We start from the raw sequence: 18,503 nt of genomic DNA, 5'->3' as shown, positions 1-18,503 counted from the left end.
AATGATGTAAAACCTACATAACTTATCGCTATACTTAATCACAAAGGATCTGAAGGATACGTTCTGCAGAACGACCATCCCAACGGTCAGGAATACCAGCCTTCTTCCATTCGCCCTTGAAGATTTTCTGCAACATGGCAGCAAGTATCTCTGCATCTTCTCCTACCAGTTCATTGGTTCCCACTTTTACCGTCTCAATATGCTCTGTATAATTATTGAGCGTAATACACGGAACACCATTAAACGTAGCCTCTTCTGCCACATTACCAGAATCACTGATGACACCCTGAGCATGAGCTGTGAGATAACAGAAATCAAGATAAGCCTGTGGAGAAACAATCTCTATTCCCGTATGATGATCATGCAATGCCTGATGGGTTTGGAAAGACAGTACGGCCTCCAAAGCTTTACCTCTCAAAGGAGCTATCACCTTGACACCAGCCTTTCGCGCCTCCGCATCAATCACAAAGAGTAAGGCATTCAACTTATCTCTATCGGCAAGCAAAACTTTTCGGTTGATGGTCAGAACAAGGTACTTCCCATCTTCCAATCCATGCTCATCCATCAGTGATGGGCGAGACATCTTGTTCTTCAGGAAACGGATGTTATCGATAAGGATATTTCCTACCATATATACCTTGGAAAGTTCAGCACCTTCCTTATTGGCAATACTGTTGTTTGAAATACCTGCAGTAAAGAGGATGTCAGAGAGACCATCAATGACAAGACGATTGATTTCCTTAGGCATCGATATATCGAAACTGCGGGTACCCGCTGCAATATGGGCTAATTGAATGCCCTGTTTCTTAGTTACGATGGCTACTGCCATAGTAGAAGCCAAGTCATCCACCACTACAACCACATCCGCAGGATTTTCCTGGAGATATTTTTCAAATTTAGCCATGACATGACCTGTAAGTTCATTCAAATTCTCACAGTCCACAGCCAGATAAACATCCGGCTTCGCTATCTCCAGGTCTTCAAATAGAGAATTTTCCAACGTAGGATCATCCTCCATTCCTGTATAGACCAGTTGATAGCCGATATCATGACCACTGTTTTTTGCTGATACGATAGCTCTGATAAGTGGAGCTACCTTGATAAAATTTGGTCTTGCTCCTGCTACAATACAAATCTTTTTCATAAAGTTTACTTGATATAAAGTATAAAATTATAAGTTATCTGAGGAAAGGGGTTTCATCAGGTTCGGCTTTATCCCTTAAAGAGGTCTTTGATTCCACCAATTGAACCCAACAGGTTTGTGGCCTCGTATGGCAAATAAACCACCTTATTGTTCTTACCTTCTGCTACCTCCTGCATCATCTGAATATATTTCTGTGCCAAGAGATAGTTGGCTGGATTGGTACACTGCCCTACTGCCTCAGTTATTTTCTGGATAGCAATCGCCTCGGCTTCTGCCTTGCGAATACGTGCAGTAGCTTCACCTTCAGCATTCAGGATAGCCTGCTGTTTTGCAGCTTCAGCCTTGTTGACAATAGCAGCCTTCTCACCTTCAGAAAGCAAACGCTGTTTCTCCTTTTCACCTTCAGAAGTCAGAATGGTAGCACGCTTGTTTCGTTCTGCCTGCATCTGCTTTTCCATGGCAACGAGCACACTCTCTGGAGGAGTAATATCCTGCAGCTCAACACGATTTACCTTGATACCCCACTTGTTGGTAGCATCATCCAATACAGAACGTAATTTGGTATTGATGGTATCTCGGGAAGTCAAAGTCTGGTCAAGTTCCATCTCACCTATAATATTACGGAGTGTAGTCTGTGTCAACTTCTCGATAGCATTTGGCAAATTATTGATTTCATACACACTCTTGAATGGATCTACAATTTGGAAATACAAGAGGGCATTAATCTGCATCTGAATATTATCCTTCGTGATTACATTCTGACGGGCGAAATCATAAACCTGCTCACGCAAATCGATGCTATTACTATAGGAATAACGTCCGTTGCGCTGGGAAACGATATCCTTCGCATGATCGATAAAAGGTATGATGATATTGATACCTGGTTTCAAAGTCGCATAATAACGACCGAGACGCTCTATAATCTTGGTCTCACTCTGAGGAATGATGACAATGGTCTTCTTGACGATGATAAGTGCAAGAACCACAATAACAATTAACACGTAGATACCGATGCTCATAATTGTATGTTTTGATTAGTTAATAATAAATGAAAATTGACTAAAAAATGCTTTTTACAGCTTTTCAACTTTCAGAATAATAGACTCTCTTCCGACTATCTTTACCTTTGTTCCCACTTCGATGTTCACAGATGAAGATGGCGCCTCTGCTTTCCAGTCGTCACCATCCAATTTCACTCTTCCGTAATCACCGGCAACAATGGTTTGCGTCACTTCACCCACCTGCCCCAAGAGGGCATCAGCATTGCTTTTCCTGTCATCAGCTCCTTGATGGATGGCATGAACCAGATGAGGGCGTATGAGCCAAATACTCAATACCGAACAGACTGCCCAGGCAATAACCTGCACCCAGAAAGGCAAACCTGCCACTGCCAGGCAGATACTTACCAGAGCACCAAGGGCGAAACAAGTAACATAGAAATCACCTGATGAGAGTTCCATGATGAGACACACTACTGTAATAATGGTCCAGAAAAGCCAAAGATTTTGAGAAATATAGTCTATCATGATTCTATGATTTTGAATGGTTAGTATTTTTATATTGTCTAACGTCTTCTCGTTGTAGTCTTCTTCGCTGCAGTCTTTCTATTGTTTGTCAATTGCGAAGCTCTGACAGTCTTAACAGAAGTAACGGCAGGAGTTGCAGCCTTATAATATTGCAAAGCTGTAGGCATTTCTTTTTGCAAAGCAGCAATACGCTTAGCATCAGAAGGGTGATCACTGAAGATATCACTCTTGTTTGAGCTTGAACCGCTGGACATGCGCTTCCAGAAAGGAATAGCCTGCTGAGGATCATAACCAGCCATCGCTGCAAAGATCAGACCCATATAATCAGCCTCTGTCTCATTGTCACGGGAATACTTTAAGTTACGGAATGAGAAATACTGACCGGCAACAGCACTGGCCACATCACCTACACCACTTCCCACAGCCTGATTCAGAACACTGCCTAAAATATTAGTACCAATCTGCTGATTCTGCTGCTTACTCAACTGCTCGGCACTATGTTTAGCTACAGCATGTGCAATTTCATGACCAAGAACAATGGCAAGACAGGTCTCGTTCTGGGTATATGGGAGCAATCCTTCATAAACTACAATTTTACCACCAGGCATACAGAAAGCATTGGCACTATTGTCTTGCACCAGATTAAATTCCCAGGAATAATTCTTCAAGTCATTAGCAAAACCATTCTGCTTCAAATATGTTTCTACGGCAGTTGCCAGTCTCTGACCTACTCTTCTGACCATAGCTGTCTGAGTAGCATTCTTGGATTTTTTAGCCGAAGCCATATACTTTGTATATTCCTGATTAGAGAGGCTCAACACCTGCTCATCAGAAACTGAAATACGATGAGTACGACCTGTCAGTGGTACTTGCTGGGTGGTTCCACAGGAAGCCAACACCAATGATGTCATTGCCACAAGGGCAAGATTCTTTAAACTTTTCATCTTCTCTTTGATTTTAAAACTCCTAAATTGACTGAATTATATGACATAACTCTACTCTTATGCAAAAATAACGTTTTTCTAAATAACTTCCAAACAATTGATAAACTTTTTGAAAGGAAATCGCTATTTTATAACTTTCTTTTCAATGTGATGACAGTCATTTCAGGCCATGCTCCCAAACGGAAAGGGAAAGAGCCACCGATACCTGCGGATACATAAAGCATCTGGGCACCCCGCCTATAAATACCTCCCCACTCCTTGAAAGCCAGACGGGCTGGTGTCAATTTACCTATGAGAATCTGTCCAGCATGAGTATGACCGGAAAGGGTAAGATGTATGCCAGCCTTCAGAGCCTCCTTGCGCCAATGATGTGGGTCGTGGGTCAAGAGTATTTTGAAAGCTTTCTTATCTACGATTCCTTTCATTGCCTTTTTCAAGTTGGCACGATTAGAGAAAGGTGGATTTCCTGCATTCTCTACTCCTATTATCTCAATACTTGCCAGTCCATGCGATAAGGTAACATGCTCATTCATCAACTGAGTCCAGCCCAACTCCTTCTGAAATCCGAAAAGCATTTTGCGGTTTCGCTTCAAAGCTCCAATGGAATGATTGTTATCATACTCACAATAATCATGATTTCCCCATACCGAATAGATTCCGTCGGGAGCATGAAGTTGTTTTAATGTTTCCAGATATGGAGCGACTTCTGTAGCAGAGTTATTGACTAAATCTCCTGTAAAAGCCATCAGTTCTACATCTTCATTATTGGCACATTCCACCACTTTTTCTACGAAATCCGTATCTTTGGGAAAAGTACCCAAATGAAAATCCGTGAAATGCAGTATCTTATAACCATCAAAATAGGGAGGTAAATCCGGTGACGAATAGGTGATCTGTTTCACTTCCAACTTTCTCCATCCCTTCGTGAAACCAAATATGAATCCCCCTATCATAAACAAGGCAGGAAGAATGGCAACCCACCAAGGCAAAAATAGAGACAAAAGGATATAAACTATCTTTGGCATCACAGAAAAAAGAATCATCGTAAAAAGGACTCTTACTGAAAGTCTATGATATACGCCAAATTGCAGTCCTGTTTCTGCCAGAAGAAGCAAAGCTGATGGTATCCACCATGCTATTGCCAAAGCTAAAGGCCAAGTAGAAACAGCATCAAACCACAGCCAGAGGTCGGGAAGTAATGCCAACCCCAGCATCATGATAATATATAGTAATGATCTAAAAATCTTTTTCATGGTGCAAAAATACAAAAAAAGGATGAGACTCTATCATGGAGCCCCATCCTTTTTTATATTAAATCTGTATTTTCTTCTTGATAAGAATTCTATACCTTAATGATGTTATGCATTAGCTGCTACAGAAATCCAATCGAATACACATGAACAGATACCGAATGCAACGATACCTACTGTGCAAATGGCAAGCGCCAACTTTGTTGAGCAAGCGCTCTGGAAAGTAGGCAGCGGATTATCGCTGTGCTTGATAAACATGGCCTTCACGATAAGCAAGTAGTAGTACAAGCTCAATACGGTGTTAACCAAAGCGATGAATACTACGCCATAAGCCCATGCTCCAAGAGTGGTGTGAATATCTGCACCCTGAACGGCTGCCATAAACACAAAGAACTTTGAGAACATACCTGCAAATGGAGGAATACCACCCAATGAGAACAATGCCAATGTCATCAGGAATGCCAAACGTGGATTGGTCTTGTACAAACCGTTGTAGCTGTCCATCATAACTGTACCATTGTTGTGCTCCTCAACAGATGAGATAATGGTAAACACGCTCAAGTTGGCAACTACATAAATCAATACATAGTATGTCAGAGCGGTCACGCTCATTGCTGAGTTACCAACCACAGCCAACATGATGTAACCTGCCTGAGAGATAGAAGAGAATGCCATGAAACGCTTCAAGTCACTCTGACGGATAGCAAAGAGGTTGGCGATAGTGATAGAAAGTACAATGACAATGTAAAGCAATACTGTCCAGTACTCTACCATTGGAGCAAATACCTTCATGAGGATAGCACAGAGAGTAAATGCAGCAGCACCCTTAGAAACTACAGAGAGATAACCTGTAACTGTAGTTGGAGCACCCTGATATGAATCAGCTGTCCAGAAGTGGAAAGGAACCAAAGAAATCTTGAAGCCCAAACCACTGAAGAAGAATACCATACCAGCAATGGTCAATGGAGATGCAGAGATAACCTTTGCAACGTCATCGAAATACAAAGTACCACAAGCAGCATAAAGCAAAGAGATACCATAAATCATCACACCACTTGAGAATGTAGCAGTAAGGATGAACTTAGCACCAGCTTCAGCTGAATTGTGACGATACTTATCGAATGCTACCAAGCAAGCCATTGGCACAGATGCCATCTCAAGACCGAGGAAGAACAGGAGGAAGTGGTTGGCACTTACCATCATATTCATACCGAGCAAGGTAGAGATAATCAACATATAGAACTCACCCTCCTTGAAGGCTGTGTCCTTACGGCTCAACCACTCCTTGGCCTGTACCAACACGATGAGGGTACCGAGAGCAAGGATAGTCTTCAAGACACCGACAGCAGGACCTGTTGTGTACATGCCGCCAAATGCCTCTGTGGCTTCTGTTGGGAAGATATTGATGACAATGTGAGCCACCATCAAGAGACATACCAGAGGATTGAACCACTTACGGTCTGCGCTCTTGGAACTGCAGAAGTCAGCAAAGAAAGTGATCAGCAGAACTACCATCAGGGTAGCTTCTGGAATCATATTTAAAAATTGACTGTAATTCATTTCTTCTGATATTTATTACATAATTACACTAAAGATAGGACCTACTGCGTCCATGATAATCTCCTCTGCCCAGAGTGGGAACATACCGAGACCTGCTACACAGGCAATCAGACCTGCTACTGCAATACGCTCATCCCATGTTGCATCGTGGAGTTTCTCCAACTTTGGATTAGGAACCTTCTGATAAAGGATCTTACCTACACAACGCAAGATGTAAACCGCTGTTACTACGATAGAAGTACATGCGATGATGGTACATACACGGTGGAACATATCGGCATTCTGGAATGAACCTACGAAGATAGTCATCTCAGCTACGAAACCAGAGAAACCTGGCAAACCGAGGTTAGCCAAACCTGCTACAGCATAACCTACTGAGAGGAATGGGATAATCTTCATCAAACCACCCAAGTAGCGAACGTCACGTGTACCAGCCTGATGATAAATCATACCGATAACGGCGAAGAAGAGGGCGGTCATCAAACCATGAGACAACATCTGGAGAATAGCACCAGTTGCAGCTGTCTCGGTCATCATACAGAGTGCGAAGAGCACCATACCACAGTGAGATACAGAAGAGTAAGCGTTGATGTACTTCAAGTCAGTCTGTACACAAGCTGACAAAGCACCATAAACGATTGAGATGGTTGTCAATACCAAGAACACCTTAATCCAGAAACCATGAGTAGCTGCTGGCAAAAGGAACATAGCGATACGGAAGCAACCATAACCACCCAACTTCATCAATACACCGGCATGCAACATAGATACGGCTGTTGGCGCACTTGCGTGACCATCAGGAGACCATGTATGGAATGGGAACAAAGCTCCAAGAATACCGAAACCGATGAAGAGCAATGGGAAGAATACATTCTGAACGCTCTCAGGAATAGCGTGAGCACCATTGGTATGGTGAGCGATATCCAGAATTTCGAATGTCTGAGCACCACTGTAGAAGTAGATACCCAAGATACCGATAATCAAAAGAGCAGAACCACCCATCAACATCAAAGTCAACTTCATAGCAGAATACTCCTTTGCACCGCTACCCCATACACCGATGAGGAGATACATAGGAATCAGCGCAACCTCATAGAACATGAACATGGTGAACATGTCGACAGAGATGAAGAAACCATATACACCGATGCTCAAGAGAGTGAACCAGAGGAAGTACTCCTTCTTCATTGGCTCCATCTGCCAAGAAGCAAATGTACCGGTGAACACAATGATGGAAGTCAAGAGAAGCATCACTACAGAAATACCATCCACACCGAGTGAATAGTTGATGTGCAATGGCTCAAACCAAGGCACACTGTAAGTGAAGAGCATAGGAACCTGGTCTGCTGGCATTGTCTCACGAGCCTCGAGAAATGCAAACACCAAATAGATGGAGAGGCCAAGCAACACGCTGGCACCTGCTACCATCACACCACGAACCTGCTTGTCGTTGCGAGCCAACCAAAGGCCGAGCAACATCAGGAGTGGTACTATGACGAATATACTTAAATTCATTTCTTTTCTATTTACTTAATTGTGAGACTTTAATTAAAGAAGAGCGAGCAGACACAAAGTCAACGCTACAGTACCTGTAAGGAACCAGATAGCATAGCTGCGTACATCGCCACTCTGCCATGGACGGATAGTCTCGCCTGCCTCCTGTGCACCCCAAGCCATGAAATTGAAGGTACCATCGATGACACGACGGTCGAACCATGCAATAGGCTTTGAGAACAAACCAAAGACAATCTTATGTGTAAAGAACTGCCAAGCATCATCAATATAGAAACGATTCAAGGCTGCCTTGTGCAACTTAGGCATCTTCTTAGCCAAACCGTCTGCCAATGGAGTCTTCTTTGGTGCATACATATAAGTAGCAAGAGCAATACCGATAATAGCAACAACGATAGAGGTGCAAGCCACCTGAGTATCGATGTGAATATCATAGCTCTGACCTGTAGCAGAAACGAAGTGACCGAAAGGAATCATACCGCAAACACAAGAGATTGCTGCGAGGAATACCAATGGACCCCACATTACAAAAGGAACTTCCTGTGGTTTACGACGGTTCTCTGGGTCCAACTCATAATAGCTCTGTCCCCAGAAGATAACATAGTAAAGACGGAACATATAGAATGCTGTCATACCAGCTACTACTGTCATAAACCAGCCCATGAATGGAGAGAACTGGAAGCAAGCAGTAATGATTTCATCCTTAGAGAAGAAACCTGCGAATGGAGGAATACCTGCAATCGCCAAGCAACCGATGAGGAAGCAGATGTTGGTAATAGGCATATACTTGTGCAAACCACCCATGTACTCCTTGAAGTTGCTGCCGATGATGACGATGATGGCACCAGAGCAGAGGAACAACAAGGCCTTGAACATAGCATGAGTAAACAAGTGGAAGATACCAGCCATGTAACCCAAACCACCATGATGGTTATCTACAGCAAAGCAAACACCCAGTGCAACGAGCATGTAAGCAATCTGAGAAATAGTAGAGAAAGCCAAACCACGCTTGATATCGCGCTGGCAGCAAGCTACTGCTGCTGCATAGAATGCTGTGAAAGCTGCAATATAAGCTACGTAGTGAAGTGTGTTAGGAGCATACTCTACCCAGATTGGGAAGAGGCTGGCTACCTGATAAACACCAGCTACAACCATGGTAGCAGCGTGAATCAACGCAGAAACAGGAGTTGGACCCTCCATTGCATCTGGCAACCAGATGTGCAATGGGAACATCGCACTCTTACCTGCACCACCGATGAACATAAGGAACAATGCTGCTGGCATTACCCATGCCGCACCTGCCAAAGAACTCTGAAGTTCAGGCTGAGCATTCAAGTCATAGTTGAATGTACCTACATAGAAGCTGTAGAACAAGATACCAATGAGGAAGAAGAGGTCAGCGAAACGAGTTACGATGAACGCCTTCTTGCTGGCATGTACTGCTGCATGCTTTGGATAATAGAAACCAATAAGCAAGTATGAGCAGACACCCACCAACTCCCAGAAAAGATACATCTGGAAGATATTGGTAGCTGCTACCAGACCCAACATAGACATGGTGAAGAGGCTGAGGTAAGCGTAGAAACGCTGCATACCCTTTTCATAACCCTCAACCTTGTAATTCTCATCACGCTCAGCCATATAACCGAAACTGTAGATGTGAACCATGAAGCTGACGGTGGTAATCACGATGAGCATCAATACAGAGATTGGTGTCAGACGGAAACCAATGTTGAAAGTCAGCAACTCAGTAAACTTCAACCAAGTAAAATTGAATGAGTCAACAGTTGGATACAAACCTGTTGAAGCATCACGGCCGATAGCAAAGAAATATTCGTATGCTGTATAAATAGACAGACCGAATACACAACCCATCAGGATGGTACCGATGATGGCTGCTACCTGCTTTTTCATCTTCATACCCGCAAGTCCCAGAACCAGGAAGCTCAGGAATGGGAGAAGAAGTATCAAAAATGCATAACTGTAATTCATTGTCTTAATTAGAATTTCATGTTTTCAATACTGTTCACCTGGTCACTGTGATAGTTGCGGTAAACGTTAATAATTATTGCGAGCGCTACGGCTGTCTCGGCTGCTGCTACTCCGATAGAGAACAATGTGAAGAAGAAACCTTCCAACTGTCCAGGGAAGAGAATGCGGTTGAACACAGCGAAGTTCAGATCGGCTGCATTCAATACAAGCTCGATGGAGATAAGCATGGCAACGAGGTTACGACGTGTACAGAAGCCATATACTCCGATGAAGAACAAGAGTGCTGAAAGCACGAAGAAATACTGTACTGGAATCATTTCTTATCCTCCTTTCTTGCGATTAAGATACCACCGATGATACATGCCAACAGGAATACAGAGATAAACTCGAATGGCAATACATAGCCATACTTGTCTGCACCTACCAGGGCAGAACCTACCTGCTCCATTGGCACCTCAGTGTCGGCTACTGTTGCAGCCAAATCGATAAAGTGATTCTTCAACACGATGACTGCCAAGGTTACGAAACCTACAAGGCAAACGAGTGCACGGCCAATGACCTTGCTACCCTTCACGTGCTCCAAAAGACCCTGAAGGGTACGCTTGGAAACCAACTGAATGGCGAAGACATAAAGAATAGTAATACCACCTGCATATACAGCAATCTGAGCTGCACCCAGATAGGTATAGTCGAGCAGGAAGAATACACCAGCTACACCGAAGAGCACGAACAACAGATAAGTTGCCGCACGCATGATACGCTTGGTAGCTACGCACATGATGGCTGAGCCAAGGATGACTACTGCCAAGATGACGAACATAAATAAATTAGCTGTTATCATTGTCTAAAGTCCTCCTTACTTAGTCTTGGTGTTAAACTTACCGATTTCGAGTGGAGCGCCACCATCAATGAGGTTAGGAAGGCTTCCGCCCTTGTAAACCTCCTTGTCGAGGTGCATCACCAACTTGTTGCGGTCGAAGACTGCATTCTCGAAATCGTTGACAAACTTAATTGCACCGAAGTTACATGCGTTCACACAGAGTTCACAGAACATGCAGTCACCCAAGTCGTACTGGTAATCTACCAGTTTGCGCTTCTTCTTGCCTGTCTCTGGGTCCTCCACCATCTCGGTCTGAATCTTGATGGTATCGTTAGGGCATGACTTCTCACACAATGTACAACCCACACACTTGTAAGCCTCATTCTCGTCACGGACGAAAACCAGACGACCACGGAAACGTGGAGAGATGTGGAGTGTAGTCTTGCGGTTCTCAGGATACTGCTCAGTGCTCTTAGGTGTGAAGTACTCCTTCATGGTGACCTTCATACCAGTAGCGAGGGTCTTCAAACCCGCAGCAATACCGCCGAAATATGAATTGTTAGACATACTTTCTTATTATTATAATAATGTGTATTAAAGATTATCCGTGGATTCCGAATGCTACGCACACGGTCATCATGATCAGAATGATGAGTGACAAAGGCATCAGATACTTCCACTCCAACTTCAGGATCTGGTCGATACGGAGACGTGGGAAAGTCCAACGTACCCACATCAGGAGCCATACCACAACGAAGGTCTTACCGAAGAACCAGATGAAACCAGGAATCAAGTTCATCAGATTGTCGAAGCCCTCGATACCGATGTTCAATGGCGCCCAACCACCGAGGAATACGGTAGAAGCAATACCAGAAATCACGAAGAGGTTGAGGTACTCAGCCAAGTAGTAGAAACCGAAGCCCATACCAGAATACTCTGTATGATAACCTGCAGTCAACTCACTCTCAGCCTCAGCCAAGTCGAAAGGACCACGGTTAGCCTCAGCATTACCTGCTACAAGGAATACGAGGAAAGCAAGGATAGCTGGTACATGACCCTTGATAATCAACCAGTTCCAAGCACCAGTCTGAGCCTCAACGATACCGCTCACCTGCATAGTACCAGTAAGAACTACTGCAGAAATCAGGCAGAGACCGAGAGACATCTCATAAGAAATCATCTGTACGGCACCACGCATGGCAGATACCACAGAGTACTTATTGTTAGATGCCCAACCAGCGAGGAACACACCCAAAACGCCGATAGAACTTACGGCAGTGATGAGGAATACACCTACGTTGAAGTCAAGAATATGAGCTCCCTTGTTCCATGGAAGGAATGAGAAAGTACCCACAGAGGCAATGATCACGAGGAATGGTGCGATGTAGTAGAGCAGCTTGTCGGCTCTATCTACAGCAAAGATCTCCTTGATCAACATCTTGAGCACATCAGCGAATACCTGGAAGATACCCCAAGGACCTACACGCATAGGGCCGAGACGGCACTGGAAGTAGGCACACACCTTACGCTCCATAAAGATAAGTACGATGGCTATCAGCGCGTATGCTGTCAAAATGCAGATACCCACGAGCACGCACTCTATCAGAATCGACAGGAAGTCGCCCAAACCCAAAGTCTGGCGAAGCAAATTGTCGATGAATGTTGTTACTATACTAAAATCAAACATAATTATCTATCAATATCAGGGATTACGAAGTCGATTGCTGCACCTGTTGTAATCAAGTCAGCGATTTTCTGTCCACGAAGCATTGGATCGAGCGCACCTGTCAAAGACAAGCCCATTGGGCGCATCTTCATACGGTATGGACTCTTGTCACCCTTTGAGTCGAGATATACACCAAACTCACCGCTGGCACCCTCTACTGAGAAATACCACTGTCCCTCTGGAACCTTGATGATTGGCTTCTGCTTGATGTAGTACTCACCCTCTGGAATGTTGTCGATCAACTGCTCGATGATATCCAAACTCTGATACAACTCCTGGATGTGAACGTAGTAACGATCCATAGAATCGCAACCGGTCAAAGTGATTTCCTTCCACTCTACCTTGTCGTACATATCGTATGGATGACGCTTACGAGTATCGTTCTTCCAACCAGATGCACGACCTGCAGGACCTGTAACGGCATAGTTGATACAATCCTCATAATTCATAGGACCTACACCTTCGAGACGGTTGTGAGTAATCACGTTGTCACCGAATACGTCGAGGTATTCCTGAATCATCGGACGGAGATACTTGCAGAGAGTCTTCACGTTCTGAACGAAGTTAGGATCGATATCAGCCTGAAGACCACCGATACGGTAATAATTCTGGATCAAGCGACCACCAGTTGTCTCCTCCATCACATTCAACACGTGCTCACGGTCACGCATACAGTAGAGGAATGCAGTCAAAGCACCCAAGTCCTGTGCGGTACAGCCGAGGTACAACAAGTGAGAGTCAATACGCTGCAACTCATCCATGATAGTACGGATGTAGTGGATACGATCAGAAAGTTCGATACCCATAGCCTCCTCGATAACGCCTACCAAAGCGTGGCGGTGCATCATGGCAGAGAGGTAGTTCAGACGGTCGGTCAAAGCCAAAGTCTGAGGATAAGTCATATTCTCCCACATCTTCTCGATACCACGGTGGATATATCCGAGGTGAGGATAGATACGCTTCACGGTCTCACCGTCGATAACGGTCTGAAGACGGAGCACACCATGGGTAGATGGGTGGTTAGGACCGATGTTGACAACATACTCATCCTCATCGAAGCGACGCTTTTCAGTAGCTACCAGATGACCATCAGCACTAAGACTGTATTCTACAGTGAAATCATCCTCAGGCTCATCAGTACAAGGGAACTTGTTGGCCTCTGGACTCATATCGAAATCCTTGCGCAAAGGATAGCCCTGGAAATCAGTACGGAGGAAAAGACGACGCATATCTGGGTGACCCAAGAACTTGATGCCGACGAAATCAAACACCTCACGCTCCAGCAGATCAGCAACCTTCCAGAGATTGATGACTGTAGGAATCACATCAGAACCATCCACCTTCTTGGCGATAGTCTTGACAGAGCAACGTTCGTTAGTCTGAGTATTTTCAAGAATATAGATACATCCGAGACCTTCCTCACCGAAGTCTTCACCGATGATGGTAACAAGGTAGTCGAAATGCTTCTCGTTCTTCAACTTCGCCATTTCAGAAGCGAAATTATCAAAACTCAATTCAATATTATTCAGTTTCATATTCTTATACCTTATTATATTAATCAGTTAGACCTTTCTGAGGGTCGAAATCCTCAGGTACTTCTGTTACGATGATTGGTTCCTTATGTCCGAGCAGATTAGCATCAGAAAGGTTTTCGTTGCTCAAGCCACGAAGACCACCCTTGCTCATAGACAGTTCCTTCTCCTCGCTGTTCATCTTGTGGTTAGCACCACCGAAGAATTTCTCAACCTTTACCTTACGCTGCAATTGCATCATACCGTAAAGGATTGCCTCTGGGCGTGGAGGGCAACCTGGGATATAGACATCCACAGGAACTAACTCGCTGATACCACGAACTACATTGTAGCTCTTCTTGAATGGTCCACCAGAGATGGTGCATCCACCTACAGCTACCACATACTTTGGCTCAGCCATTTCATCATACAAACGTTTAAAAACAGGTGCCATTTTATTGGTAATAGTACCGGCACACATAATCAAGTCGGCTTGACGTGGAGAGTTACGTGTTACCTCGAAACCGAAACGGGAGAAGTCATAACGAGCACAACCTACAGCCATAAACTCGATACCACAGCAAGAGGTACCGAATGTCAATGACCAGAGTGAATTACTGCGTCCCCAGTTGATGGCGGCATCGAGAGAACCAACTACCACATTAGCACCACCCTCATTCAGCTCTTGTGCGATTTTCTCGAGGGTGTCATTGTCCTTAAACTCGTCGTAAGGAATACTCTTGATAGAGGCTCTTTTGTTTACTTCCATTCCAATGCTCCTTTCCGCCAAGCATAAGCCAGGCCTAATACTAATACCAACAGGAAGAACCCGATGCTCACGAGAGCCATAGATCCAAACTGCTTAACTACGACTGCCCATGGGTAAAGCATTACAGTCTCAATATCAAACATCAGGAAAAGGATGGCGAAGAGATAGTAGCCGATGTGTGATGGCAACCAGGAGCTGCCACGTGTCGGAATACCACACTCAAAAGGTTCACCCTTTACCGGATTGTATGAACGAGGACCGATCAACTTTGCGATGACATAAGCAGCCACCACCAAGGTTACAGCCGTCAGCAAAACGGTGATAAATAGTGTAAAGTTCATAAATTTGTTATAACGTTATTTTGTTTAAATGCTTCTAAGCGGTTGCAAAGTTAACAATTATTTCTGAAACAAGACATAACTTTTAAAAAAAATTGTTTCAAAAACACGAAAAAAGGGAGAATGATTACCATTCCCCCCTTTACACGTTCTGAATTTTAGAAAGATAACTTCAGAAACGTAGTTTTTTTAATGATGTTCTGGTACGATAGCTAAATAGACCAGATCATGGTCTGTGAGATTCTCCATGTAATGAGCATGATTCATCGGACAGTAATGCACCTGTCCCTGGCGAACCTCCTCTACGGTATCGTCATAATGGAATGTAGCTGTGCCGCTTACCACATAGATAATCTCGCAGTTGCCCTCATGGGTATGAAGACCAGTTGATGCACCCGGACGCAAGGTAGAATACATAATCTTCACCTTATCGTCCACATAATTACGGGTATCGAGTTTACCCTTTCCACCCTTGAAGCCCTCCAAATGAGCCTCAGCAATCTTTTCAAAATCTATGACCATTTTTTCTGAAATTATAATGTAAATTGATGTTATCTTGTTTTTAATTTGCAAAAGTAAGAAAAAAACACCAGTTTTCACCATAAAATGCGAAAAAACGGACGATATCCTTGACTTTACATGAAAAAGTTACAAGACCTCTATAAAAATGCAATCCACATATTACATTTTGTAACATCAGTTTTCAAATTTCAAAATAGGAACGTTTGTAATGGACTTCTCACTCATTTTTCTACACTTCATTCTTTGCTACCTCATAAAAATATTGTACCTTTGCAATCGAATTTTCAGAGATAACGAGGCTATATGCCTTATGAAAATAGTTTTCAGCAAATATATGTATTTAGTAATTATAAAAATATAGCAGCAGTTATGAGTATTAATATCAAGAGAAATCAGTTGAAGAGAGTTGTGATTGTAGGTGGTGGACTCGGTGGTCTTCGCTTGGCAGAAGACCTCAGCAAGGCAAACCTTCAGGTAGTGTTGATCGACAAGAACAACTTCCATCAGTTCCCTCCGCTTATCTATCAGATTGCCTCGGCAGGTATCGACCCAAGTTCCATCTCATTCCCATTCCGTCAGATTTTCCGCAAGCGCAAGAACTTCTACTTCCGCATGGCAGAAGCGAGAGCCGTATTCCCAGACAAGAAGATTCTGCAGACATCTATCGGTAAAATCGAGTACGATTATCTGGTGTTCGCAGCCGGTACCACTACCAATTTTTATGGTAATGCCAATATCGAGAAATGGGCTATTCCGATGAAGACCGTTTCAGAGGCGATGGGATTGCGCAACGCCGTGCTGAGTAATCTGGAACGTGCTTTGACCTGTGCTACAGAAGAGGAACGACAGGAACTTCTGAACGTAGTGATTGTGGGCGGTGGTGCCACTGGTGTGGAAATTGCCGGAGCTCTCTCTGAAATGAAGCGCTACGTGATTCCTTACGATTATCCTGATATGGACTCATCTCTGATGCATATCTATCTTCTGGAAGCCGGCGACAGACTGCTCGCAGGAATGTCGCAGGATTCGTCCAAGAAAGCATACGATTTCCTTACCAGCATGGGTGTAGATGTACAATTCGGTAAGATGGTAACCGACTATAAGGACCATAAAGTTCTGATGAAGGATGGTCAAGAGATTCCTACCCGTACCTTCCTCTGGGTTTCCGGTGTAAAGGCACAGCCTATCACAGGTATAGAAGGTGACCATCTGGGTCGTGGTTTCCGAATCGTAGTAGATGAATTCAACCGCATCCCTGGCATGGACGGTCTCTTTGCCATCGGCGACCAGTGTATCCAGACCACAGACCCAGCTTATCCTGGCGGTCATCCACAGTTGGCTCAGGTAGCCATTCAGCAGGCTGCGCTTCTGGCCAAGAATATCCAGAAGATAGCAGAGGGAGCAGACGATACCCAACTCAAGCCTTTCCGCTACAAGAACCTGGGGTCAATGGCAACCATAGGCAGACACAAGGCTGTGGTAGAGCTTGGCAAGTTTCACAGCCAGGGCTTCTTTGCCTGGGTATTGTGGCTGGTAGTCCATCTTCGCTCTATTCTTGGCGTAAAGAACAAGGTAATGGTATTACTCAACTGGCTCTGGAAGTACGTAAGCTATAACGATTCTATCCGAATGATTACCTACGCCACCAAGCCTAAGGAAGTGCGCGACCGTCTGAAGCGCGAGCAGACCACTCACCTCGGCACCGACTTGCTGGAGAATGAAGAAGATTAAATAATACTTAGAGATATAATATAAAAAAGCGGGTGTGTCATTCAAATACAATGACATACCCGCTTTTTATGTAGATTCTTCAATGTCGTTTATCTTTTTATGCAGTTCTTGGGAACCGATTTCTTTATGTAGATTCTCTTATTATGGTTTCGCCTCTCAATGCCATTTCCTCAGTATTCCTATTACCATCGGCAATATGCCCTAATAGTAGTCGGCAACATTCCTGTGCCATTTTCTCAATAGGCTGCTCAACAGCCGTCAGTTGCGGATGAACCAAGGTGGACAGGGCTGTGCCCGACATGCAGCAGAGCGCCACATCCTCCGGAATACGCAAGCCACGCTTTTGGATGGCACTCTTAGCTCCCAACACGGCAGTCTCGGTAAAACCAAAAACTGCATCAAAGGGCACATTCTTATTCAAGAACTGCTCCATCACCCAACTACCTTCCTCCGCAGATAAAGCTGGCGACAACACATCTTGCGACTGAAACTCTATATGAAACTTCTCCAGCGCATCCCGATAGCCCCTCAACCGCTCATAACTATTTCGGATATAGGCAGGTCCCGGAATATGAATAATATGTTTATATCCCTTGCGCAACAAAGCCTCCACCATGAAAAACGACATGATATAATCATCCATATGCACAAGAGAAGCCTTTACCCCCTCCACGGTTCTATCGAAAAACACGATGGGAATGCCTCTTTCTATCACCTTATTATATAAATTCACATTATGCTCCTTATCGCAGGCACTCATCAGAATACCATCCACACGCAGCTGCTCCATCATCATGATGTTCTCCCGTTCCTGTTCTGGATTCTCGTTAGAAATGGCAATCATCACCTTATATCCCTGCTTGCGTAGGATAGCTTGAGCATCATTGATGAAGGTCATATAGAATGTAGTAACGATTTCAGGAATGATAATACCGATATTATGAGTACTCTGCTGGCGAAAGTTCACTGCCAGTTCATTGCGATGATAGCCCATCCTCTCGGCTGTTTCCAATATCCTCTGCAAGGTTTCTGCCTTCACATTACCTGTATCTCCCGAAAGAGCACGCGAAACAGTGGACTTAGAAATACCCAACTCCCTTGCTATATCTATGATCGTTACATACTTTGCCATATCTCTTTTTATTTTTTGTTGAATAT

At 44.1% G+C, this 18,503-nt stretch carries 18 protein-coding genes; 1 reads left to right on the top strand and 17 read right to left on the bottom strand.

The genetic code is table 11. The features are described 5' to 3' along the window. Nucleotides 1-34 precede the first annotated feature (34 nt). The 16 genes from EXN75_RS02170 to EXN75_RS02095 all read right to left on the bottom strand — a co-directional run bounded on the left by EXN75_RS02170 (nucleotide 35) and on the right by EXN75_RS02095 (nucleotide 15,614). Nucleotides 35-1,144: a UDP-N-acetyl glucosamine 2-epimerase gene (locus EXN75_RS02170; protein ID WP_118115830.1), complete on the bottom strand. Its 1,110-nt coding sequence runs from the start codon at nucleotides 1,142-1,144 to the stop codon at nucleotides 35-37. A 68-nt stretch (nucleotides 1,145-1,212) separates the two neighbouring features. After that, a complete protein-coding gene (locus EXN75_RS02165) occupies nucleotides 1,213-2,163 on the bottom strand; it encodes an SPFH domain-containing protein (RefSeq protein ID WP_118115832.1) in 951 nt (316 codons plus the stop codon). 54 nt (nucleotides 2,164-2,217) lie between these two features. Then, nucleotides 2,218-2,670, bottom strand: coding sequence for an NfeD family protein (locus EXN75_RS02160; protein ID WP_022109912.1), 453 nt, complete (start codon nucleotides 2,668-2,670; stop codon nucleotides 2,218-2,220). Nucleotides 2,671-2,708: 38 nt separating this feature from the next. Next, nucleotides 2,709-3,614 carry a M48 family metallopeptidase gene (locus tag EXN75_RS02155; protein WP_134842615.1) on the bottom strand — a complete coding sequence of 302 codons (906 nt, stop codon included), beginning with the start codon at nucleotides 3,612-3,614 and terminating at the stop codon, nucleotides 2,709-2,711. A 128-nt stretch (nucleotides 3,615-3,742) separates the two neighbouring features. Next, nucleotides 3,743-4,867, bottom strand: a complete 1,125-nt coding sequence (locus EXN75_RS02150; RefSeq protein ID WP_134842614.1) for a metallophosphoesterase — start codon at nucleotides 4,865-4,867, stop codon at nucleotides 3,743-3,745. A 105-nt stretch (nucleotides 4,868-4,972) separates the two neighbouring features. Beyond that, nucleotides 4,973-6,424 (bottom strand): NADH-quinone oxidoreductase subunit N, encoded by a 1,452-nt coding sequence (locus tag EXN75_RS02145; RefSeq protein ID WP_118115840.1) that lies wholly within the window; start codon nucleotides 6,422-6,424, stop codon nucleotides 4,973-4,975. Between the two features lie 15 nt (nucleotides 6,425-6,439). Beyond that, entirely contained in the window at nucleotides 6,440-7,939 is a 1,500-nt protein-coding gene (locus tag EXN75_RS02140; protein ID WP_134842613.1) for a complex I subunit 4 family protein, read from the bottom strand. Between the two features lie 33 nt (nucleotides 7,940-7,972). Further along, a complete protein-coding gene (nuoL, locus tag EXN75_RS02135) occupies nucleotides 7,973-9,928 on the bottom strand; it encodes an NADH-quinone oxidoreductase subunit L (RefSeq protein WP_134842612.1) in 1,956 nt (651 codons plus the stop codon). An 8-nt stretch (nucleotides 9,929-9,936) separates the two neighbouring features. Then, nucleotides 9,937-10,245 (bottom strand): NADH-quinone oxidoreductase subunit NuoK, encoded by a 309-nt coding sequence (gene nuoK / locus EXN75_RS02130; RefSeq protein ID WP_006846356.1) that lies wholly within the window; start codon nucleotides 10,243-10,245, stop codon nucleotides 9,937-9,939. Then, entirely contained in the window at nucleotides 10,242-10,769 is a 528-nt protein-coding gene (locus tag EXN75_RS02125; RefSeq protein ID WP_134842611.1) for an NADH-quinone oxidoreductase subunit J family protein, read from the bottom strand. Before EXN75_RS02125 ends, nuoK begins: the two co-directional genes overlap by 4 nt. A gap of 15 nt (nucleotides 10,770-10,784) precedes the next feature. Further along, nucleotides 10,785-11,315, bottom strand: a complete 531-nt coding sequence (locus EXN75_RS02120; RefSeq protein ID WP_134842610.1) for a NuoI/complex I 23 kDa subunit family protein — start codon at nucleotides 11,313-11,315, stop codon at nucleotides 10,785-10,787. Between the two features lie 34 nt (nucleotides 11,316-11,349). Beyond that, nucleotides 11,350-12,435, bottom strand: coding sequence for an NADH-quinone oxidoreductase subunit NuoH (nuoH, locus tag EXN75_RS02115; protein ID WP_134842609.1), 1,086 nt, complete (start codon nucleotides 12,433-12,435; stop codon nucleotides 11,350-11,352). Nucleotides 12,436-12,437: 2 nt separating this feature from the next. After that, nucleotides 12,438-14,009 carry an NADH-quinone oxidoreductase subunit D-related protein gene (locus EXN75_RS02110; RefSeq protein WP_118115850.1) on the bottom strand — a complete coding sequence of 524 codons (1,572 nt, stop codon included), beginning with the start codon at nucleotides 14,007-14,009 and terminating at the stop codon, nucleotides 12,438-12,440. Nucleotides 14,010-14,028: 19 nt separating this feature from the next. After that, nucleotides 14,029-14,754 carry an NADH-quinone oxidoreductase subunit B gene (locus EXN75_RS02105; protein WP_118115852.1) on the bottom strand — a complete coding sequence of 242 codons (726 nt, stop codon included), beginning with the start codon at nucleotides 14,752-14,754 and terminating at the stop codon, nucleotides 14,029-14,031. Continuing rightward, nucleotides 14,745-15,095, bottom strand: a complete 351-nt coding sequence (locus EXN75_RS02100) for an NADH-quinone oxidoreductase subunit A (RefSeq protein ID WP_022251748.1) — start codon at nucleotides 15,093-15,095, stop codon at nucleotides 14,745-14,747. Before EXN75_RS02100 ends, EXN75_RS02105 begins: the two co-directional genes overlap by 10 nt. Before the next feature lie 186 nt (nucleotides 15,096-15,281). Beyond that, entirely contained in the window at nucleotides 15,282-15,614 is a 333-nt protein-coding gene (locus EXN75_RS02095; protein ID WP_118115854.1) for a cupin domain-containing protein, read from the bottom strand. Between the two features lie 369 nt (nucleotides 15,615-15,983). On the opposite strand from EXN75_RS02095, the gene EXN75_RS02090 reads away from it, so the two are divergent. Then, complete coding sequence (locus tag EXN75_RS02090; protein WP_134842608.1) at nucleotides 15,984-17,345, top strand: NAD(P)/FAD-dependent oxidoreductase; 1,362 nt, start codon at nucleotides 15,984-15,986, stop codon at nucleotides 17,343-17,345. A gap of 124 nt (nucleotides 17,346-17,469) precedes the next feature. Here the strand turns inward: EXN75_RS02090 and EXN75_RS02085 are convergent, their stop codons facing one another. Continuing rightward, nucleotides 17,470-18,477 carry a LacI family DNA-binding transcriptional regulator gene (locus EXN75_RS02085; RefSeq protein WP_134842607.1) on the bottom strand — a complete coding sequence of 336 codons (1,008 nt, stop codon included), beginning with the start codon at nucleotides 18,475-18,477 and terminating at the stop codon, nucleotides 17,470-17,472. Between the last annotated feature and the right edge of the window lie 26 nt (nucleotides 18,478-18,503).

It is taken from the genome of Segatella hominis (genome assembly GCF_004535825.1).
GTDB lineage: Bacteria > Bacteroidota > Bacteroidia > Bacteroidales > Bacteroidaceae > Prevotella > Prevotella hominis.
This window is presented reverse-complemented; position numbering and strand designations above follow the sequence as displayed.